Origin of the sequence: Brevibacillus sp. WF146 (assembly GCF_001673705.2) — a bacterium.
Classification (GTDB): Bacteria; Bacillota; Bacilli; order Brevibacillales; family Brevibacillaceae; genus Brevibacillus; species Brevibacillus thermoruber.
The window spans coordinates 1,838,669-1,858,743 of sequence record NZ_CP109943.1; the positions used below are offsets into that span (position 1 = coordinate 1,838,669).

Sequence of the window (20,075 nt, forward strand, 5' to 3'; positions counted from 1 at the left end):
GTCTGTTTTCAGGATAAAAAGGTAGTCACTTTTCGGGGAAGGGAGAACGTTTCACCCATGAGCGAACAGAGAAGCATCGACCGCCCATACAGGGAAGCCGCCATCGTCACGCCCGAGCACGTCCAGCTCCGCTTTCAAACGGCCGGGCTGGGCAGCAGGGCGGCGGCCCAGTTGATTGACATGGCGCTCCTTCTCTTGGTTAATCTTACTGTATTTGTGCTGTTTGGCATAGTCGCATTTGGCAGCGGAGATGGATTTTTCCAGGATGAGAAAAGCTACGCCTTGGCCATCCTGCTGATTGGTCTGTTTTTGCTGAATTTCGGCTATTTTTTACTGATGGAGTACTTTCGCGGCGGGCAGACGCTGGGAAAGCGGTGGATGGGCATCCGCGTCATCCAGGAAAACGGCCAGTCGCTGACGTTTTTGTCCGCCGTGATCCGCAACCTGTTCCGCGTCATTGACAGTCTGCCGACCGGCTACTTTCTCGGCGGGTTGGTCGTGTTTTTTCATCCCCGGGACAAACGGATCGGCGACATGGTGGCGGGGACGATTGTCGTGTTGGAAAACGAGGGGATGCGGCTTATCCGCGGACGAAAGGGGCGGAAGCTTGCGCGCTGGATGGCGGATGCGCCGTCCTTTGTGTTGAGCGAGCGGCACAAACAGGCGATCACCCGGGAAGACTGGCAGCTTCTCTCCGCGTTTGTCGGCCGCCTGATGACTCTGGCGGACGACAGGCGGATTGAACTGGCCCTGGAGATCACGCGACGGCTGTGCGACAGGCTGGATTGGCCCGACCGGCAGACGGCGGAGGCTCATCCGGTCGGATTTTTGTTGAAGCTGCACGATCAGCTTCAGCATGAGTGGAAGATCGGACCGTAATCGGAAGGATCGGAGCGTTCCGATCTTTCTGCAAAGAGGTGTCGCATGCTGTGATTATGCTATAATAAAATGTCAACTCATGTCGCACGAGAGGAGGGAGAGCCGGTGAGCGACAAGTACGTTTCCGCGTCATCGACTCCATCGACCACGCTGCGCCTCCCGGAACAGGGGAGGCAGGGGGGAAAGCGCAGACGGAACGGCCTGTTCGCCAGTCTGGTGCGGGCGATCGCTCCCCGGACGGACGAAAAACGCTCGCTTGTGCCCGCCGTCATGGCCGTGCTGCTGTGGGTGGGACTGGCCTGCGCCGGATACGCTTTTGCCGTTCACACGCTGGACAAGCAGCAGCAGTTCGTGAACCAGCGCATTCAGGAGGTGCAGGCCCAGAACGAGCAGCAGATGAGGCAGTTGGAAGAACAACTGGCGCTCGTCCAGGACGAAATGAAACAGGTGCAGAACGGACTGGCGAATCTCCAGGAAGATCTGCAATTGACAGGCGAAACCATCGGCGGCACCAACAAGACCAAACAGGCCCTGCAGGATCGGATCGATCAGCTCAACAAGCAGTTGGTCGAGTTGAAGGCGTCGCTGAAAAAACTGGAGGATGCGGCCCGTGCCTGGTAAGATTCATCGCTTCTTCGCGTTTCTCCTGGCGCCGGCGGTGGGGTTTCTGCTGGCGTTTTCCCAGGCCAACCCGGTGGACAAGCTGCCGGTGGAGCAGTTGACGCCGCCGGCGGAGGCTACCGGCAAACAGGTGGCGGCGCTGATGAAGCAGCTCGATGACGCCAACGTCCAACTGCGCCAGACGTCATCCATCATCGGGGAGATTCGCAGCCGGGCAGACAAGGAGAAACAGGAGTACGAGGAGCAGCACAAATCGATCAACAACCTGCTGGAGGCCAGCAAATCGCAGACGCAAAAATCGGCCGACGTGCTGGACACGATTTTGTCCAGCATGCTGGGCAATCCGGTCGGGCAGAGCTTTGGGCCCAACGCCATCGTCAAAGTGTACTCCCTGGAAGAAGCGGGATACCGCGGCTACATGGCCAAGGTGCGGCTGAAAAATCCCAACGCGCTGCGGATGGTGCTGGCGCATGACGCGGTCAAAAGCAAGGGCGAGACGACCAGCAGCGCCGGCAAACGCACGGGAGCGGTGCTGGCGATCAACGCCGGCGGCTTCATGAAGGACAAAAACGGTTATCTGACCCCGCTCGGCATTACCGTCGTTGACGGCAAGATTCGCACCTTTTCGACGAATACCAATCTGAGCTTCGTCGGATTCAACAACAAAGGGCGGCTGGTCGGCGGCAAAATCACCTCGCAGCAGCAGATCGCCCAGCAGGGCATTCTGCAGGGGGCCAGCTTCCTGCCGACGCTCCTCAAGGACGGCAAGCGCATGCCGATCCCGCGCGAATGGGCCAATGCCCGTCAGCCGCGAACGCTGATCGGCCACTTTGACAACGGCGACCTCTTGCTGATCGTCATCGACGGGCGGCGCAAGGGGTGGAGCAGCGGCGTCACGCTGGAAGAAGCGCAGCGCAAACTGCAGGAGTTTCACGTGGTGGACGCCTACAATCTGGACGGCGGCGGTTCCAGCGCCTTCTACTACAAAGGCAGGATTCTGAACCGGCCCTCCGACGGCAGAGAGCGTCCGGTGGTCAGCAATCTGGTGATCATGCCGTAGCGAGACGGTGCGGCAGCGGCTGCCGGGAACGGCCGGCCGGATCGATCATTGCTCCGAAAAAAGTCACTCGTCATGCGGGTGGCTTTTTTCGTTGGGTCCGGTTCTTTTTTCCCAGACGCACTCGCGCCTTTCTCACGTTGACCAAGTCAAATATTCAGAAATATAATAAATTTTATAGATGATGGAAGGTCGAGGAGGGATTGGATGAAAAAGGCAAAAGTGCTGATCGCGTCCATGGCGGCGCTGGTGTCGCTGGCCGCGCCGGTGCAGGCGGCCGTGCCGGGAGTTCCCGAGGGTGCGGACGGCGCGACGCAGGGCATCGTGGCTGTCGCCCATCCGGCGGCGGCACAGGTGGGCCGGAACATTCTGCAAAAAGGCGGCAATGCGGTGGACGCCGCGGCGGCAATTCAATTTGCCCTCAACGTGGCGGAGCCGTACATGTCGGGAATCGGCGGCGGCGGGTTCATGATGATTTACCTCAAGGATCAGAACAAAATCACGGTCATTGACAGCCGGGAAGCGGCTCCCCAGGGAGTGGACGCCAGGATGTTTCTGGATGAACGCGGCGAGCCGATCCCGTTTGCCGAGCGGCACACCAACGGCAAGGCGGTCGGGGTGCCCGGCACGCTGCTCGGCGTGGACAAGGCGCTGAAATCATACGGCACGATGTCGCTCGCCGAGGTGATCGAGCCGGCGATCGAACTGGCCGAGAAGGGCGTGGAGGTAAACTGGGTGACCGCCCAAACCATCGCCGACGCAGCGGACAAACTGCAGAAGCACAAGACGGCCGGAGAGGTGTTTGTGCCAGGCGGTACGCCTCTGAAAAAAGGCGACCTGCTCATCCAGCCCGACTTGGCGAAGACCTTCCGGCTGATCAAGGAAAAGGGGACGGACGCCTTTTACAAGGGAGAAATCGGCCAGGCACTCGTGCGCGAAGTACAGCGGACCGGTGGTTCCATGACCATGGACGATTTGCAGCGGTACGAGGTCAAGGAACGCGAGCCGGTGCGGGCCATGTTCCGCGGCTACGAGGTGGTCTCCATGTCCCCTCCCAGTTCCGGCGGACTGACGGTGATCCAGATCCTCAAGCTGATGGAGGGCTTTGACAACAAAAAGGCGGGGTTCGGCTCGGTGGAATACCTGCACAATCTGATCGAAGCCAACCGTCTGGCTTACGCGGACCGGGCCGCGTACATGGCGGACGAAGACTTTTACCCCGTGCCGAAACAGGGCCTGATCCACGACGACTACATACAGGAGCGGCGCAAATTGATCCGACCGGACGCGGCCAACCCTGAGATTGCAGCCGGTGATCCCTGGAAGTACGAAACAGACAAGAAGCCGGTGCCGGCCCTGAAGCTGACCGACACCCATCCCGTCAAGCAGACGACCCACTTTGCCGTGATGGACAAATGGGGCAATCTCGTCTCCTACACGACGACGATCGAAGATGTCTTCGGCAGCGGCATCATGGTCCCGGGATACGGTTTCATGCTGAACAATGAGCTGACCGACTTTGACGCCGTGCCGGGCGGAGCCAATCAGGTGGAGCCGGGCAAGCGTCCGCGCTCCAGCATGAGCCCGACCATCGTGCTGAAGGACGGCAAGCCGTTCATGGCAGTGGGATCGCCCGGCGGCTCCACGATTATCGCCTCCGTGTCGCAGACCATTTTGAACGTGATCGAGCACGGCATGGAGATCCAGGACGCCATCCTGGCGCCGCGCATCTTTACCAGTGGCTATCCCAACGTCACCTGGGAGGCGGGCATCGACCAGGACGTCATCCTCCAACTGATGGCCAAGGGGCACGTGTTCAACGAACAGCCGGAACACATCGGAAACGTGCAGGCGATCATCTACGACTTTGAGACCGGCAAAATGTACGGGGGAGCCGACAACACGCGGGAAGGAACCGTGCTTGGCGTGGACGCGGTGGCGTATACGTCGGCGGAACCGGAGCCGCTCCCCCCGGCGAAGCCAGGACCGTTCGTGCTGAAAGTGAACGGCCACATCTACCCGTACACGGCGGAGCAGAAAGCGTTGGTCAACGGTACCGCGTACGTCGAGGCGAAAAAACTCCTGATCGGACTGGGCGGCAATCCCTCCCGGTTCCAGCAGGACGTCGTCACGCTGGAAGGCAAAGCGTTTTTGCCCGTGAAACCGGTGGCGGAAGCGCTCGGCTACACGGTAAGCTGGGACGCGAAAGAAGCAGCCGTCCTCCTCAAGAAACCATAATCGGACAGTTCACCTCGGGGCCCTGCTGAAAACGGCAGGGCCTTTTGGCGGATATGCACGTTTGGGAAGAAACGGTACGACGTTTCGCGCGTAAACAGGAATACGACCATTCATCCATATGGGCGAAGTTTCGGGCAAAGGAGGAGAGTAAGATGCCGCTCTGGGGGTTTGTGCTTCTTGTCTGCGGAGGACTGTTGGCGGTCGGATGGCTGTGTGACCGGTTTGTTTCCAAGCGGCGATCAGGGCGTGCCGACCCGGCCGCTTCTTCCCTGCAGCAGAGCTACGGGGAAACGTTGATGGAGCAGGAACGAAAAGATTTCCCGAACGCGCCCTAGAGCACAAGACGCCGGTCGGCAGCGAAACCGGCAAATCGTTTCCAGAAAGGGAACGGTTCGTTGTGTTGGTTCGGCGTGGGTGTATAATAGGGGGGAATCGTTCGAATCGTCGGAAGGCTGCTTCCTGTTTTTGTCCAGACGAGGGAGCGAACCCGGCAAAAAGCGTGACATTTGAAGCTATGATTACGTCATGCGACATGGTAAGGTAGAACAAGACGCATGTGTGTGCAAGGAACCAGGAGGTACATCTCATGAGAAAACGACAACCAGCCGGTCTAGCAGTTGCAGCCGTACTCTCCGCCGCGCTTTTGGGAGGATGTGAAGCGCCGCAGCTCGGCCAATGGCTTCCGGGGGCAAGCGCCCAGCCGCAGCCGGCCGCTCCGGCAGACGTGCAGCCGAAGACGGAGGAACCATCGACGGATGGGACCGCCGCTCCGTCATCCTCGTCGATCAGCCTGGCCGCCGTTCCGGCCAGCCTGGTGCTGGCACCGGGGGCCAAACAGACGCTGCCGTACGGGGATGGCGTCACGTACCGCTCTTCCGCGCCCGATGTCGTGACAGTCGGACCCAACGGGGAGCTCGCCGTATCTTCCCGGGCGGCGACCGGTTCCACAGCGACCGTTACCGTGGAGTATCAGGGCGAACGCAAAACCGCGACGATCACCGTCAAACCGTCGCTCGCTTCGACCGTGACCATGGTGAACGGCGTCCCGACCGTTACCAATCCGGACGATCTGGTCGTGGTGGTCAACAAGGAACGGGCCCTGCCGGCCGATTACGTGCCGCCCCGTCTGGTCGAACCCAACGTGCCGTTCACGTTTTCCGGCAAGGCGGAGAAGCGCCTGCTGCGGGAAGAAGCGGCCCGTGCCCTGGAGGAACTGTTCGCCAAGGCGAACCAGGACGGCATCCAGTTGTACGGCGTCTCCGGTTACCGCTCGTACCACACGCAAAAGGTCCTGTACGAAGGCTACGTGAAAACCCAGGGAGCGGAGCACGCGGCCCGCTACAGCGCCCTGCCGGGGAAAAGCGAACACCAGACCGGCCTCGCTATCGACGTAGCCGGCTCCGATCGCAGCACCTTGCTGGAAGAGCCGTTTGCCTACACGCGGGAGGGCAAATGGCTGGCGGAACACTGCGCCGAATTCGGGTTCATCATCCGCTACCTGAAAGGGAAAGAAGAGATCACCGGCTACGCCTACGAACCGTGGCATCTGCGCTACGTCGGAAAAGCGGTCGCCCAGGAGATCATGTCCAAAGGCATGACGCTGGAGGAGTACTTCAAGGACGCCGGTCCGGTGCAGGCACAGTAGCCTTCCGCATACCGACAGATAACGAAGCGGCTTTCCGCGCCGGGGACACGACCGGGGACGGCGGACAGCCGCTTCTTTCGCCGTCGGCCCGTGCGGCCGCCAGAGTGAAACCGCCAGGAACGAGGAGTCCCGGCGGTTTTTTTCATTCTGTAAGAAAAAACGGCCGCTTGTATCTAAATAGAGAGAAAGGGGGGAGAACGCTGGAGCAGAACCATCTGTGGACGGGCGGTGCCGTGCTGAACCAGACCAGGGATGCCGCGTTTGAACAACTGATGCAGACGCAGATGGCCCGGGTGTACCGGCTGTGCTGCTGGTTGGTCAAGGACCGGACGGCTGCGGAGGACATCACCCAGGAGGTTTTCCTCAAGGCGTACAAGCATCTGTCTGCGTTTCGGGGGGACAGCCGGATCGAGACCTGGCTCTATCGGATTGCGGTCAATGAGTCCAAACGGTATCTGCGCTCCGGGTTGTTTCGCAAACGGTTTTCCGTCACCCAGGCAAACCGTGAAGCATGCGCCGACATCGAGAAGGAGGTCGTGCAGAAGGACGAACGGGCCGCGTTGTCACGGCTGATCGACAGGCTGCCGTTTCGGCACAAACAGGTACTCATTCTCCACTACTACGAAGAAATGAGAGCGGAAACGATCGCCGAAATCCTGGGCATTACACCCGGAGCAGTCTACACCCGCCTGCACAGGGCGCGGGAAAAGCTGAAAGCATTGATGCGCAAGGAGGAGGAGCGATGGATTTAGACAAAAGGCTGCGCGAGCTGGCAGCAGCGAAGCGGATGGCATTTCAACCGGCCAGGGCGGACATGGAGCGGATCGAACGGAACATCCGCGAAAGGATCGGACAAAAACAGGGCAGGTTCCGGCGTGTCGCAGTCTCCATCGCGGCCGTGGTGACCGCCTGCGGGGCGGGCGTGTTCCTCCTGACGCCTGTTGTTACGGACTGGCAGCAAGATGCGGGAGGCGGCCGCGTTCCTGTCGTGGAGCCGGCAGAACCGCCCGTTGAGGAGCAGTTCCCGTTTGCAGTGGAATTCATCCAATTCCTGCAGTCGTATACCGACCTGGAGCTCACGCAAATCGAGCCGTCGCCATTTGCTGACGTTTTTGCGGCAACGGACCAAGCCGTTCGGCTGACCACCAACCAAGGGAAGCTGGACGTCGTGTTTTTCCCCAATCCGGGGCAAGCGGAAAAGGTAGAGATCGACGAGGATTTTTCCGTGCCGGGCCACATTACCTTTACCTTCACCGGCGCTGAGCTAAAGCCGGGCTTTACGCCGATGAAAGCATCGGGTCCCACCTACGTGTACGCTCATGATCAGCTGTTGCTGCTGACGAACAAGAGCGGATTCCTGCATGCATTCCAAAACATGTTGTTTCTCCACGACGTGTACCGGGATGTGTTTGAAAGTTTCGGCATCGATCCGGGGGAGTATGAGTTCGACCGAGGGATCAAACAAGAGCGGCACGCACTTCACCTGCCGGAGAAAGCGCGGAAAGGATTGGATGCAGCTTGGACACGGGTAGCCGTAACCGGAAAGGCCGGCGACATCATCCCTGGCCTGTTTCTGCGGCACGATGGCCAGGAAGCGCTGGTCGTCTACAAGTCGTCCGATGCGGTCAATCACCTGTACCGTTTCGCGTGGGAGGAAGAGCGGGGCGAGTGGGTGCTCACGGCACACGGCAGCAAGCAGGGGAAAACCATCCGAAAACGCCAATGACTGACGATTCCTCGTTTCCTTGCCGCCGCTGTCTGGCAGAATCGGGGATACGTGCGGCTTACGGCACCTGCTCAAAACGAAAAACAGCTCTCCGCGTGATCCGGACAGGAAACGCGGAGAGCTGTGTGCTGTTCGCGACAGCCATTGTATGCCGCACCGTGAATGCGGCCGAATCAGTGACGGGTCTGGTAGGTTGGCAGGGATGACGGCTGCTGCAAGGAAACCTGCTGTGCGACAGACTGCTGCAAGGAAACCTGCTGTGCGACAGATTGCTGCAGCTCCCGCTCCATTTGCTCGCACAGCGTGATCACGTGCTGCATCTGGCGAATCGCCGTGTCATGACCGTTCAGCGCCTGCTGAATCATCTGGACCGCCTGCTGCTCGCGCGCGGCCAACTGCTGCAGCGTGGCGGCGTTTTGCTGTTCCTGCTGCAGAAGCTGCCGGTAGGTGGCGCTCGCCTGCATCGTCTGTTGGATCAACTGCTGAATGGACTGCCTGCACTGAGCCAGCTCTTGTTGGGCATGGGTGATCGTATGCACGAAAAAAACGACCTCCTGATTGTGGGATTGCATGCGATTACCCTCTTATCATGCGCAAAATTCGAGCGGTTATCAGTCAAATCGTCAGGTGCACCGGAACCGTCACGCTTGTCTTTCCTGTGCAGAAACCAAGCGTCCCGGCAGCGATCACTTGGGCAGGCGGATGCTGCCCAACGGCCAGTAGACCAGTTCCGCCCGGCCGACCACGTGATCCAGGCTGACGGGGCCGATGACCCGGCTGTCCATGCTGTTGTTCCGGTTGTCGCCCATGACGAAGACGTGGCCAGGCGGTACGGTGATCGGGCCAAAGTCTTCGGTCAGTGTGACGCCGTTCGCGGCCGCTTTCAATTTGTTGGCGGTGAGGTATTCCTCGTTGACGGGCTGGCCGTTGACGTACAACTGATCGCCTTTCGCCTCTACGGTATCGCCCGCGACGGCGACGACCCGCTTGATCCAGTTTTCCCCGCTCGCGTCGGGATGGATGATCACGATTTCCCCTCTTTTGGGCTGCTGCAGGTAATAGATCGCCTTGTTGACAATCACCCGTTCGCGGTCGTGCAGGGTGCTCTCCATGGAGCGCCCCTGAACGACGTAAGGGGCCATGACGAACACATAGATAAAGGCGGTCAAGCCGCCAATCAAGACGAACGATTTCAACCAGTCTGCCAATTCCGTTTTCCATTTTGCCGTGCTCTGCGTATGTTCCATATGCCAATCTCCTATGTATCAAGGTTTGTCGGGGCGGCTGCCGATTCAAAAACGAGAACAGGGGCGCGCCGCCGTATCTTTTATTATACATACGATACGGACAGATACGGAAGCAATTTCATGGAAATGGGTGGAAAACAGGCGGCGTACGGCCATTCGTCCGTCACGAATTTGTCACGAAACTGGCCCCTTGCAAAGTTTCCCATTTTGCGGTAAGATGACGATGCAAAAAGTTTTACAGTAAAAATATTAAATAGTAAACGTATTGTCCTACTCACATCCCCTTTTTCAGAGGCCGGCACCAGAAATGCTTGCGCAGCCTGTTGACAGCCGATATAGTTTTATAGTAAAAGTATGTATCTTTGAAAAAGGGTGATGATGTGAGCGAAATGTCCCGCGCCGGTAAAATCGAGGAACTGGATCAGGTGTTTGTTGAATTGGCTCGCTTCTTTATCAGCCATTGGCTGTTGGAAGAAGAGGTAGTCAGTCCCAAGCAGTTCATCTTGCTGCGGGTGCTCTACGACAGAGAGCGCAGCACGGTGTCCGATTTGGCTGCTCTCTTGAAGCAGTCGAACAGCGCCACCACCATCGCACTGAATCGGCTGGTCAAGGCGGGCTATGTCAATCGGGTCCGTGATGAACAGGACCGGCGGGTCGTCTGGGTGACGCTCTCGGACAAGGCGGTTCCGCTGATGGAGCGGTTGTTGTCCAGACGGAGGGAACTCATCGCCAAACTGATGGAAAACCTGACCGACAGCGAGCTGGAACAGTTTACACTCTATCTCCGAAAAGTGAAGCAAGGCTTGCAGTAACCTACATACAGCCATCGGAGCAGCGGGCGGGGGATATTTCACAGGACAGCGTGAACAAACAGAAGATGGGAGTGTACGACGATGAAAAAAGCGACAACACTGTTGACGGGAACCATGGTTCTCAGCGCCACTCTGTTCGCGAACGCTGCTTTTGCAAACGAAGCCGCTCAACCGGCACAGGCTCACGGCTGGATCAACATGCCGGCAGAGGATCAATGGGTGGTTCTGCCGGGAAGCAACGCGGCTGTCACCAGCCAAAGCGGCTGGATCAACATGCCGGTAGAGGATCAGTGGGTGGTTCAGCAGGGAAGCACTGCGAACGTTGCCGCCCAAAACGGCTGGATCAGCCTGCCTGTTGAGGATCAATGGGTAGTTCAGCCGGGAAGCACTGCGAACGTGACCACGCAAAACGGCTGGGTTGCAATGCCTGTGGAAGACCAAACGATTGTACTGTCGCCCAAAAGCGGGCAAACCGCCGTGGCTCACGGTTGGGTGGCCGCTCCGGTAGAGGACAGCGTGATTGTAGTGAAGCCGGCTGCCAGCGCCGACGATGCCAAGCAGCCCCGTGGCTGGAACTGGTCGGTGCCGGATTCGAACGGCGACAAGTAAACATCTTCTTGACCCTGACAACCCCTTCTGAACTCGGAAGGGGTTTTTTGACGTGCCTGGACGGTCTCTTTGGCTAAACGGCAGGGAAGCGGCACACACTACGAGTTGACCCAAGACAGGAAGGAGGAACAGGCATGGCAGATGAGCGCCGATACGGTTTCGACCGCCCGTCCGACACGGCCGTCAGGCCATCTGCGGCGGCATCCGAGACAGATGAGGAGCTGTCCCAGGGGTTGGCTGCCACCCAGGAGCAGGTGAGCGACATGTACAAAATGGGGACGATTGACGATGCCCAAGGGCTGAACTGACGTCCTGCTCCCGACCGTCCCCGCTTGCCGGGCCGAAGACGGCAAAAGGCCATGCGGATGAGACGGCCAGCAGGATCAGCAAACGGCAAAAACCCGGACCGCGTACCCGTCCGGGTTTGTTGTCATGTCAAAGCGGCAGCCGGTCCGAAACCTCCCCGATCGGGACGCAGCGTACGCTCACGGCCGGTCGTAGACGGCCCGCTCCTCCGCCGGAATCCGGACGCGCCACAGCAGCCAGAAGTTGGCCAGGGAAAAGATGACAGCGGTGGCGACGGCGGAAAAGGTGAGCGGCAGGACGAACAGTTCGGTCGCCACCACCAGGTAGTTGGGATGCCGCAGGAAGCGGTACGGGCCGCGCCGCACGGGCTCGGCGCCGGGAAGGATGTAGATGCGCGTGTTCCAGCGTTTCCCCAGGCTGACGATGCACCAGTACCGAAGTCCCTGAGCCAGCGCGAATACGGAAAAGGTCCACGCCCACCACGGGGCGGTCCTGCCTTCATGGAGGAGTCCCTCCGCGAGCAGGCTGACGAGAAACAGCACATGCAGGGCGACTATGTACTTGTAGTGGCCGGCCCCCACTTCCCGGCCGCCCGCGGAACGGATGTGGCGGGCGTTGCGCCGCGCCAGGGCCAGTTCCAGCAAGCGCTGGGCGACGACGGCGGCATAGACGGCCAAAAAAAAGCCCACGCTTGCTCACCTCGCTTCCAACAGGATCAACTCCGAGCTGAACCCGGGTCCGAGGGCGGCCAGCAGTCCCTTTTCTCCCGGCTTCCAGCCCTCTTCCATGCACTTTTCCAGCACGAACAAAACGGTGGGCGACGACATGTTGCCAAAGTCGCGCAGGACGTCCTCGGCCAACCGCGTGGCTTCGGCGGGAATCCCCAACGCCTGCCGGTAGGCAGCCAGCACCTTCGCCCCGCCGGGATGGAAGATAAAACGCTGCACGTCTGGGACGGATACGCCAAGCGGTCCGAGAAACCCGTCGACGTTGTCCCGCATCGACTGCCGGACCAGGCTGGGAATGTCGCGGGAAAAGATCACTTTCAAGCCCGGTTCGGTCAGCTCCCAGCCCATGATGTCCAGCGTGTCCGGCCACGTCGTCGTGCGTGCGCCCATGAAGCGGAGGCGGGGCGGAGTAGACGGCCGCTTCACCTCGTCTCCTTCCACCAGCACGGCGGCGGCCCCGTCGGCAAACAGGCAGGTGGCGATCAGATTGCTTTTGGACAGATCCTGCCGGATAAACGTCAATCCGCACAGCTCCACCGCCACCACCAGGACGCGGCTTGCGGGGTAGGCCCGGGCGTATTCGCATGCCCGCGAAAGGCCCATCGCCCCGCCGACGCATCCCAGTCCCCACAGCGGCACGCGGGTGATGTCCGGTCGAAGCCCCAGACGGTTGATCAGTCGGGCGTCGACGCTGGGGGTGGCGATGCCCGTACTGGAGACGAAGATCAGGCAGTCGATCTCCGCCGCCGCCGTTCCCGCCTTGTCCAGACAGCGCCAGGCGGCTTCGGCGCCAAGGGAGACGGCATGCTCCACGTACAGCCGGTTTTTTTCGGCAAACCCGTGTTCTTCTTGAAACCAGTCGAGCGGCATGCAGAAGTGGCGCTTGCGGATCTGGCTGTTGGCAAAGACGGTGAGCAGGCGGTCGATGTCGGGGAAGGCCTGTTGGAAAAACGCGCGGGCGACCGCCATGGAGCCGTCCTGAGTGATTTCGTGTTCGGGAACGGCTGTCGCCGCGGCTTCGATGCGGGGCATCGCAATCCCTCCCTTCCGTCAGGTAAGTAGTTCCAGTTTTCCCTAGCCGTGGATGTCCGATTCGTGGTACACTGGAATTCGGATAGTAAAGTTATAAAATAAAAAAGTATGGAAAGGTGAGGGGAACGAGGATGCAAACGGTTGAGCTGAGAGCGGTCGAGTCAGGCGGTTACGGATTGCGCACTGTCTTTCAAAGCGCGGGAGGAAAAACCAGACTGATCGAGGGGGTTCTGGCCCCCGGGGGAGAGATCGGGCCGCACACGCATCCGTCCGGAGAGGACTGTGCGCTGGTGCTGTCCGGCGTGCTCACCTACTGGGTCAGCAACAGCGAGACCATTTCGGTTTCTCCGGGGGAAGTGGTCTTCGGCTGGCAGCAGGTGATTCACGGCTACCGCAACGACAGCTCCGAACCGGTTCACCTGCTGATTTTTTCAACGCCGGGCAATAACGGCCTGGAGTATCCGGGGGATGGGGATGCGACAGTGCGGCATCTGCCGGGTGCGGAGCGAAAACTCACCTCCGCCGAAGGAGAGCGGCAGGTTTGTTCCGAATATTCCTGCTTCTCGTTTGTGACCGTGGAGGAAGCGTACACGGACTGTGGGGGATCGTTGGTCGTATTCGTGGACAGCGGGGAGAAGCGGGTGTACGTGTTTGACCGGGAGCCGGTCCGCTTCCTGCCGACGCGGGACAAACGGCTGCTGCGCTACGCCGCGCAAAGCTGAACCCGCCCGGAACGCGGCAGGCGGCGTCGGGCGGGCGGCAGGCGCTCTTTATGAGGCGGCAATCGGAGGCTTGGCACCGTCCAAAGGAGCCGGCTGCGGCTGGCTCATGGCCCGCTTCACCAGCCGGTACTGGAACAGGCCGGCGACGAGCAGGAGTACGGCGAGCAGGGAAAACCAGTAGGCGCCGCCGATACTGCGGAACGACACGGCGCCAAGCGATGGGCCGATCGTGCCGGTGATGCCCCAGTTGGCCCCGAAGATGGAAAAGTAACGGCCGCGGTACGCTTCCGGCGCCATGACGGAAATCGCCTTTTGGATCTGCGGGCCGTACAGCATCTCGCCCAGCGTAAAGATGGCCTCCGCCACCACGAGCAGGAAAAAGGTGGGGGCCCAGCCGTAGCCGATGCCGACACAAGCGAGGAGCAGGTAGGCCAGCAGGATGACGCGGTGGGCCGGAAATCGTTCGGCAAACTTGGCAATCACGATCTGGCAGCATACGACGAGCAGGCCGTTGATCGTGATCAAGGTGGCAAACACGGTCAGGAAATCGTCAAAGCGCGTCCGCAGGTGCTGCGGCAGGATGATCTCCACCTGGGAGTACAGGAGCGAGACCGGAACGGCGGCCAGCGTCATCCACAGCAGCGTGGTGTGCTCGCGCAGCCGCAGCTTGGGTGCTTTCGGCTTGTCTGCTTGCGCTTGGCCGCCGCGCTCCCGCAGCTCCCGGGGGAGCGTCTCCGGCACTTTCCAGACGATCAGCAGCCCGTAGGTGAAGAGGGCGGCCGAACAGATGCCGAAGACGATCGCCGGGTTGATTTTGTACAGGGTAACCCCGATCAGCGGTCCCGCCGCCGCGCCCAGGTTGAGGGCGGTATGCAGCAGGGCAAACACCTCGCTGCGCTTCTCCTCCGGCACCACGTCCGTTACCTGCGCGCTGGCTGCCGGCCAGAACAGGGAGGAGCCGATCCCGTTCAGAATGGTCAAGGCGGCGAAGGCATAGAGGGACTCCGCCCAGATGTAGCCGGCCATGGAGATCGCTTCAATCGCCAGGGCAGCCACCATCATCGGCTTTCGCCCGTAGCGGTCAGCCATTCCCCCGGAATAGAGTCCGGCGATCATGCTGGTCAGCGGCTGCAGGCTGGTGACCATGGCCGCCACCAGCAGATTGCCGTCCATCCTTTCATACAGATAGAAGGCCAGGAAGGGACGGAGCATGAATCCGGCAAACGTGGTCAGGATCGTCCCGATCACGCGGATCCAGATGGTCGTGTCATAACGAGCGATGACGGATTGAAGCCAAACCATTTGGCAAATTCCTCTCTTCCGGTAAAAGAATATTTTGTAAGTATACGAGATTTTTGCGTGAAAAGAAAGATGGTTGCCACCTATCGGAATAGACAGTTTTTTATCCCGGCCCGCTGGAGATCGATGCAAAGATGTGGTTAGATGTAGAAAACGACACGGGAAGGGGAGGTAGCATGACGGACGTGTTTCGAGACAGTTTGGGACACAACCTGTACAGGATCGGGCAGCTCGTCCGGGAAGAGACGGCGAAAGCCCTGCAGCCGTTTCGGCTCACGCCGGAGCAATGGCAGCTGCTGGTGGTGCTGGCGCAGCATGACGGCATGACGCCTTCGGAGCTGGGCGAACGTACATTGCGCGACAAGACGACAGTCTCGCGCATTTTGCCCGGACTGGTGAAAAAGGGGTGGCTGATGATCGCCGAGACAGTGGAAAACGGCTTGTATAAAGTGGTGACGGAGCGCTGCGGAGAAGAGCCGCCGTACGATGTGATCCTGCAAAACGCACAAGGGCATGCGGATCATGGAAGTCCAAGGGTCGATTTCCGACGGCAGGACGCATGCCGAGATCCGCGCCGCGCTCAAACGGCTGTACGGCGTCTATGAGAGGGATATCGAACTGATCGAAGGATACGCTAGCCAGTTCAAACGCTATCGCGTGACACTGCGCTAGCAATTTTTTTCCTTGAACTCGCTGGAACAGGCAGGTAAAATATTCCTATGAATACGATAAAAGTCCTATCTAACTTCTGTTTTAATAGGTCTTTTGAATCATATTCAACTCGTTTTGTGTGTGAAATAAGTCGGAGGGGGATATCGTTGGACTCACGTTGGATAGGGTTGGGGATTTCCTGCCTGTTCACCTTGCTGTGGACGGCCGTCTACGGGCTGCCCGCCAATCAGCAAACGGCCGTACTGGCGGCAGCGGCCGCAGTGCTGCAGGCAGCGGTGGGCTACCGGATGGGGCTGTACGCCGACAGACTGAGAGAGGCGGCCTATCTGGACTCGCTGACAGGTGCGCTTGTCAACCGCCGCTTCTTTGAACTGCTGGAAAGGGAGGTGGAGCGGGCCCGCCGCCACGACTATCCGGTTACCCTGCTGTTTATCGACCTTGACAATTTCAAGATCTTCAACGACAGCCATGGTCACCTGGCGGGAGACCATCTGCTGTGCCGCTTTGCCGACATCCTGAAGCGCAGCATCCGCGCGCAGGATTCAGTCGGCCGATGGGGAGGCGAGGAGTTCGTCATCCTGCTGCCTCATGCGGACACGCAGCACGGCGTGACCGTCGGGGAGAGAATCCAGCGCAATGTGCGGGAAGACCTGGGGGGCGTGACGGTCAGCATCGGAATTGCTTCGTTTCCCGCGCACGCGTCCACGGCGACGGAACTGGCGGCGAAAGCGGACACCCTGATGTACGAAGCGAAAAAGAAGAAAGACTGCATACTGGTGGCGGAACAGTAATCCAGGAAGCAGGTGGCAGTACGAACACTCGCATCCGGAAAAGGGCGGGTGTTTTTCGCTTGTCATGCGCCTTTACAAAACCTTTACAATATCTTAATGAAAAAAACACGCGTTTCTCCTTGTTTTTAAATTTACCTTTAGAAAGCTGTTCGGTTATAATCGGTGAGGCGCTATTTTTCCAAAGGAGTGACGACGGAACATATGTGGAAATCCAACAAGGACATCTTCTTTGACCTGTTTGAACAGCAAATCGCCAATGTTCACAAAGGCACCCATCTGTTTTACGAAATGATTGGCAACTATCAGGATGTGGAAGCCAAAGTGAAAGCGATCAAGGCGGTTGAAAAAGAAGGGGATGAAATCGTTCGTCGTATCATGAACGAGCTGAACTCCACGTTCATTACCCCGCTGGAGCGGGAGGACATTCACCAGCTCGCGCATACGATGGACGAAATGATTGACTATATCGACGGAGTAGCGGATCGGATGTACCTCTATCAAGTGCACCAGCCCGATCCTCGCGTTCTGGCTCAGGCCAACATTCTGGTGAAATGCTCGGCCAAACTGATCGAGCTGATCCGTACCCTGCGCAAACTGGATCACCAGGTGGTGGCCCAATACGCTGCCGAGATCAAGGAATTGGAGCATGAGTCTGACTCCAACTACCGGAAAATGGTATCCGACCTGCTCAACGCACCCGACGCCAATCCGATCGAGGCCATCAAGCTGAAGGAGATTTACGACAAGCTGGAAGACTGTGCGGACTTCGCCGAGGATGTTTCCAACCTGGTAGAAGGGATTGTGCTGAAGAATGCTTAGTCTTTCACCTGACATGATCATACTCATCCTTGTCGTCATCATGGCGCTCAGTTTTGACTTTATCAACGGCTTTCACGACACGGCCAACGCGATCGCCACGTCCGTGTCCACCCGGGCGCTGAGTCCGCGCACGGCGATTCTGATCGCGTCGGTTCTGAACCTGATCGGTGCCCTCACCTACACCGGGGTGGCCAAAACGATCGGGGGCAGCATCGCCGACCCGTTCAAGCTGGAGAACGGTCTGGTCATCGTCCTGGCCGCGCTTACGTCCGCCATCCTGTGGAACCTGATCACCTGGTGGTTCGGGATTCCCAGTTCGTCGTCACACGCCCTGATCGGCGGGGTGGCCGGCGCGGTTGTCGGTGCAGCCGGTTTCGGCGCAATTAACATGGCAGGCTTTATCAGCATTGTCCAGGCGCTGATTTTCTCACCGATCGTTGCGTTTGTGGTCGGGTTTGTCATTATCAAACTGGTCTCCGCACTGGTGGCCAACATGCCGTATCACCGTACGAACAGAGGCTTTCGCTTGTTGCAGGTGCTGTCGGCGTCCTGGCAGTCGTTCAGCCACGGGGCCAACGACGCTCAGAAGACAATGGGGATTATCACCTTCGCGCTGATCTCCGGCGGCTTTATGACCTCGGAGACGGGAGAAATCACGATCCCGATCTGGGTGAAAATCTCGGCGGCGATCGCAATGGCGCTTGGAACATCGTTTGGCGGCTGGCGGATCATTAAAACGATGGGTGGCAAGATCATGAAGATCAAACCGATCAGCGGGTTCTCCGCCGACTTGTCGTCTGCCCTGATTATTACCATTTTTACCATGCTGAAACTGCCCGTCAGCACGACGCACGTGATCACCTCGTCCATTCTGGGTGTGGGAGCGTCGCAAAAATTCTCCGCAGTGAAGTGGGGATTGGCCGGCCGAATCCTGGTGACGTGGGTCATTACGCTGCCGGCGACGGGACTGCTCGCGGCCGCCTGTTACGTGGTCTTCGACGTTTTTTTGTAACGGAATCAAGGCTCCTGCTCCTCTCTCCTGACGGGGGAGAGGAGCTTTGTTGTTTGCAGGGAAAATGGATCAGGAGGTGCCGGTCAAGCGCTCCCAAAAGCCGGGTCGCGGTTTGATCTGCACCATCCGGACCGAAGTGAACGGGATGTAGGCGAGTGAACCGTCCGCGGCCTCCAGCAGCAGCCCCGCCGCGCTGTAGTCGTGCAGCTTTCCTTCCTCGAAGGAAGACAGGCCGGGACCGATCATGCCCGGGGCGAAGTGAACGCGCACGCTCCGGTCCAGATACGCCTCCAACATGTCGTCATCCATGCGATCCTTCTCCTTTCGTCGTTTTCTTTCAGTTATGCCCACCTTTGCGACAATTCAGACCAGTAAAAACCACCCGGCCCACCGGTCAAGACCCCGTTGAGCAGTCTCGATTCTTCAAAAAAGGGAGACCCCCTCCCACTGCGGAGGGGGTTACAAGGACGTACTTTGCTCAAACTGCTCACTTTCCATTTGGGTCAGTATCTCTCGAATCCGCTCGATCTGAATCACCTGAATCACGCCGTTGGAGAATTGGATAAAGCCTTGCTGGCGCCATTTCTGGATGATCTTGTTGACCGTGATCCGGGACGTGCCGATGTACCGGGCGAACGACGTCTGGTCGATGGGGATGTTTTCATTCTCATGAATTTGAATCAATTTCAACAAAAAGTGAGCCATTTGCTGTTCGACCGGGCTGTCCAGATAGGAAATGATTTCGGCGAGGAGTCGTACTTTATAGATATGGGAGTTGGTGAAGATCATCGCCGCATGGGGATGATCCTTGCACACTCTTGACAAGGCTTCATCGGAGAAATGATAGAGAATCGAAGGTGAAGTGGTAACCGCGGTTGTCAAATAGGTTCCTCTGTGAGCCCCGTGTTCCCCTAGCAGGGTCCCGATCGGGACGTAGTCAATGACACGCTCGTGGCCGTTATCGGATAGCAGGCTGATTTTCACCCCGCCCTGCTCCAGGTAATAAAAGCCTCTGCCGTTTTCTCCCTGGCGATACACGAACGTATTCTTTTTCAGTTCCAGTTTTTGTCCATATGGTAAGAACGGAGTCCACTTGTAGCGAAGGTTTACCATAGATCACCTTTCCTTCCCAACATCATTCTCTGCGCAACATTGGACAGGGAATGAGCGCTCCAGACTAAACCGTTTTCGCTGTCGGTGCAGACAGATTCAACTTCCGCAACACATCCGGACGCTTGATCACAAATTTGCGCTGCTCGATGTCGATCAGTCCGTCTTCTTTCCACTGTTTCAGGATTTTGTATACGGTGATTCGGGTTAATCCGGTGCAGTGCGCCAGGTCCTGTTGGGTGAGGGGGACTTCATAGTTTTTAAACTCATCGCAGATGTTGAGGAGCAGCGCGGCGATCTGCTCTTCAGAAGAAAGCGCTTTCATATTAATCGCATAAAGAAGAATCCGCATTTTTTGATTGACGGTTTGAGCAAACAGGGGCAGTAATTCCGGCTGCTCCTTCATCAGTTTCGCAAACTGTTCGCAGGAAAAATGATAGACCACCGAGTCCTTAACGGCGATCGCGGTGGTAAAGTGCGTTTGCCGGTCCATGGTTTGAATCCCGAGCAGTTGGCCGGGCACCACGATGTTCAACAACCGGTCGTTTCCTTTTACCGTGGAGGTGACGATTTTCACCAAGCCCTTGTGAAGGTAATAAAACCCGTCTCCCAGACTTCCCTGGTAGTAAATGACGGATTTTCCTTTCACGAATTGCCTCTTCCCGTACTTCAGAAACGTCTCCCACTTCAGGTCGGTTTCAAACGGGGATACCATATCGAACACTCCTTTCAATATGGTTGTAAACGATC

24 protein-coding genes are annotated in these 20,075 nt (G+C 58.5%); 16 read left to right on the plus strand and 8 right to left on the minus strand.

The window, feature by feature from the left end:
- Positions 1-57: 57 nt before the first annotated feature.
- From A6764_RS09090 to A6764_RS09125, 8 genes are all read left to right on the plus strand, one after another.
- A complete protein-coding gene (locus A6764_RS09090) occupies positions 58-879 on the plus strand; it encodes an RDD family protein (RefSeq protein ID WP_065066748.1) in 822 nt (273 codons plus the stop codon).
- 105 nt (positions 880-984) lie between these two features.
- Complete coding sequence (locus tag A6764_RS09095) at positions 985-1,500, plus strand: coiled-coil domain-containing protein (protein WP_035294907.1); 516 nt, start codon at positions 985-987, stop codon at positions 1,498-1,500.
- Positions 1,481-2,560, plus strand: a complete 1,080-nt coding sequence (locus A6764_RS09100) for a phosphodiester glycosidase family protein (protein ID WP_065066747.1) — start codon at positions 1,481-1,483, stop codon at positions 2,558-2,560. The genes A6764_RS09095 and A6764_RS09100 overlap by 20 nt, the downstream gene beginning before the upstream one ends.
- 204 nt (positions 2,561-2,764) lie before the next feature.
- The gene (gene ggt / locus A6764_RS09105) at positions 2,765-4,795 is read left to right on the plus strand and encodes a gamma-glutamyltransferase (RefSeq protein WP_029100108.1); all 2,031 of its coding nucleotides are present in this window, start codon (positions 2,765-2,767) and stop codon (positions 4,793-4,795) included.
- Positions 4,796-4,947: 152 nt separating this feature from the next.
- Complete coding sequence (locus A6764_RS09110; RefSeq protein ID WP_029100109.1) at positions 4,948-5,130, plus strand: hypothetical protein; 183 nt, start codon at positions 4,948-4,950, stop codon at positions 5,128-5,130.
- Positions 5,131-5,381: 251 nt separating this feature from the next.
- Complete coding sequence (locus A6764_RS09115) at positions 5,382-6,440, plus strand: M15 family metallopeptidase (protein WP_029100110.1); 1,059 nt, start codon at positions 5,382-5,384, stop codon at positions 6,438-6,440.
- A gap of 167 nt (positions 6,441-6,607) precedes the next feature.
- Positions 6,608-7,192 (plus strand): RNA polymerase sigma factor, encoded by a 585-nt coding sequence (locus tag A6764_RS09120; protein ID WP_255309640.1) that lies wholly within the window; start codon positions 6,608-6,610, stop codon positions 7,190-7,192.
- Positions 7,183-8,166, plus strand: a complete 984-nt coding sequence (locus tag A6764_RS09125; protein WP_065066743.1) for a hypothetical protein — start codon at positions 7,183-7,185, stop codon at positions 8,164-8,166. Before A6764_RS09120 ends, A6764_RS09125 begins: the two co-directional genes overlap by 10 nt.
- 173 nt (positions 8,167-8,339) lie before the next feature.
- On the opposite strand, the gene A6764_RS09130 is transcribed toward A6764_RS09125, so the two are convergent.
- Positions 8,340-8,705 (minus strand): hypothetical protein, encoded by a 366-nt coding sequence (locus A6764_RS09130; RefSeq protein WP_065066745.1) that lies wholly within the window; start codon positions 8,703-8,705, stop codon positions 8,340-8,342.
- A 147-nt stretch (positions 8,706-8,852) separates the two neighbouring features.
- Positions 8,853-9,413, minus strand: a complete 561-nt coding sequence (gene lepB, locus A6764_RS09135; protein ID WP_029100113.1) for a signal peptidase I — start codon at positions 9,411-9,413, stop codon at positions 8,853-8,855.
- A 389-nt stretch (positions 9,414-9,802) separates the two neighbouring features.
- Between lepB and A6764_RS09140 the strand changes: the two genes are divergently transcribed.
- The 3 genes from A6764_RS09140 to A6764_RS09150 all read left to right on the plus strand — a co-directional run bounded on the left by A6764_RS09140 (position 9,803) and on the right by A6764_RS09150 (position 11,142).
- A complete protein-coding gene (locus A6764_RS09140) occupies positions 9,803-10,225 on the plus strand; it encodes a MarR family winged helix-turn-helix transcriptional regulator (protein WP_176703240.1) in 423 nt (140 codons plus the stop codon).
- An 81-nt stretch (positions 10,226-10,306) separates the two neighbouring features.
- A complete protein-coding gene (locus tag A6764_RS09145; protein ID WP_029100115.1) occupies positions 10,307-10,834 on the plus strand; it encodes a hypothetical protein in 528 nt (175 codons plus the stop codon).
- 134 nt (positions 10,835-10,968) lie between these two features.
- On the plus strand, positions 10,969-11,142 hold the full coding sequence (locus A6764_RS09150) for a YozQ family protein (protein WP_081904112.1): 174 nt from the start codon (positions 10,969-10,971) through the stop codon (positions 11,140-11,142).
- 177 nt (positions 11,143-11,319) lie between these two features.
- Here the strand turns inward: A6764_RS09150 and A6764_RS09155 are convergent, their stop codons facing one another.
- Together A6764_RS09155 and A6764_RS09160 are read right to left on the minus strand one after the other, a co-directional pair.
- A complete protein-coding gene (locus A6764_RS09155) occupies positions 11,320-11,829 on the minus strand; it encodes an isoprenylcysteine carboxyl methyltransferase family protein (RefSeq protein WP_044899051.1) in 510 nt (169 codons plus the stop codon).
- A gap of 6 nt (positions 11,830-11,835) precedes the next feature.
- The gene (locus A6764_RS09160; protein ID WP_065066742.1) at positions 11,836-12,900 is read right to left on the minus strand and encodes a type III polyketide synthase; all 1,065 of its coding nucleotides are present in this window, start codon (positions 12,898-12,900) and stop codon (positions 11,836-11,838) included.
- Positions 12,901-13,031: 131 nt separating this feature from the next.
- Between A6764_RS09160 and A6764_RS09165 the strand changes: the two genes are divergently transcribed.
- Entirely contained in the window at positions 13,032-13,622 is a 591-nt protein-coding gene (locus tag A6764_RS09165) for a cupin domain-containing protein (RefSeq protein ID WP_065066741.1), read from the plus strand.
- Between the two features lie 48 nt (positions 13,623-13,670).
- Here A6764_RS09165 and A6764_RS09170 read toward each other — a convergent pair whose 3' ends face one another.
- Positions 13,671-14,924: an MDR family MFS transporter gene (locus A6764_RS09170; RefSeq protein ID WP_264622487.1), complete on the minus strand. Its 1,254-nt coding sequence runs from the start codon at positions 14,922-14,924 to the stop codon at positions 13,671-13,673.
- Between the two features lie 173 nt (positions 14,925-15,097).
- Here A6764_RS09170 and A6764_RS09175 point away from each other — a divergent pair, with 173 nt between their 5' ends.
- The 4 genes from A6764_RS09175 to A6764_RS09190 all read left to right on the plus strand — a co-directional run bounded on the left by A6764_RS09175 (position 15,098) and on the right by A6764_RS09190 (position 18,215).
- Positions 15,098-15,526 carry a MarR family winged helix-turn-helix transcriptional regulator gene (locus A6764_RS09175; RefSeq protein WP_255309639.1) on the plus strand — a complete coding sequence of 143 codons (429 nt, stop codon included), beginning with the start codon at positions 15,098-15,100 and terminating at the stop codon, positions 15,524-15,526.
- A 213-nt stretch (positions 15,527-15,739) separates the two neighbouring features.
- Entirely contained in the window at positions 15,740-16,384 is a 645-nt protein-coding gene (locus tag A6764_RS09180) for a GGDEF domain-containing protein (RefSeq protein WP_065066738.1), read from the plus strand.
- 201 nt (positions 16,385-16,585) lie between these two features.
- Positions 16,586-17,203 carry a DUF47 domain-containing protein gene (locus A6764_RS09185; protein WP_065066737.1) on the plus strand — a complete coding sequence of 206 codons (618 nt, stop codon included), beginning with the start codon at positions 16,586-16,588 and terminating at the stop codon, positions 17,201-17,203.
- Complete coding sequence (locus A6764_RS09190) at positions 17,196-18,215, plus strand: inorganic phosphate transporter (RefSeq protein WP_065066736.1); 1,020 nt, start codon at positions 17,196-17,198, stop codon at positions 18,213-18,215. Before A6764_RS09185 ends, A6764_RS09190 begins: the two co-directional genes overlap by 8 nt.
- Before the next feature lie 69 nt (positions 18,216-18,284).
- Here A6764_RS09190 and A6764_RS09195 read toward each other — a convergent pair whose 3' ends face one another.
- The 3 genes from A6764_RS09195 to A6764_RS09205 all read right to left on the minus strand — a co-directional run bounded on the left by A6764_RS09195 (position 18,285) and on the right by A6764_RS09205 (position 20,040).
- Positions 18,285-18,524 carry a hypothetical protein gene (locus A6764_RS09195; RefSeq protein WP_035294884.1) on the minus strand — a complete coding sequence of 80 codons (240 nt, stop codon included), beginning with the start codon at positions 18,522-18,524 and terminating at the stop codon, positions 18,285-18,287.
- A gap of 150 nt (positions 18,525-18,674) precedes the next feature.
- The gene (locus A6764_RS09200) at positions 18,675-19,328 is read right to left on the minus strand and encodes a Crp/Fnr family transcriptional regulator (protein WP_065066735.1); all 654 of its coding nucleotides are present in this window, start codon (positions 19,326-19,328) and stop codon (positions 18,675-18,677) included.
- 64 nt (positions 19,329-19,392) lie between these two features.
- A complete protein-coding gene (locus tag A6764_RS09205; RefSeq protein ID WP_065066734.1) occupies positions 19,393-20,040 on the minus strand; it encodes a Crp/Fnr family transcriptional regulator in 648 nt (215 codons plus the stop codon).
- Positions 20,041-20,075 lie beyond the last annotated feature (35 nt).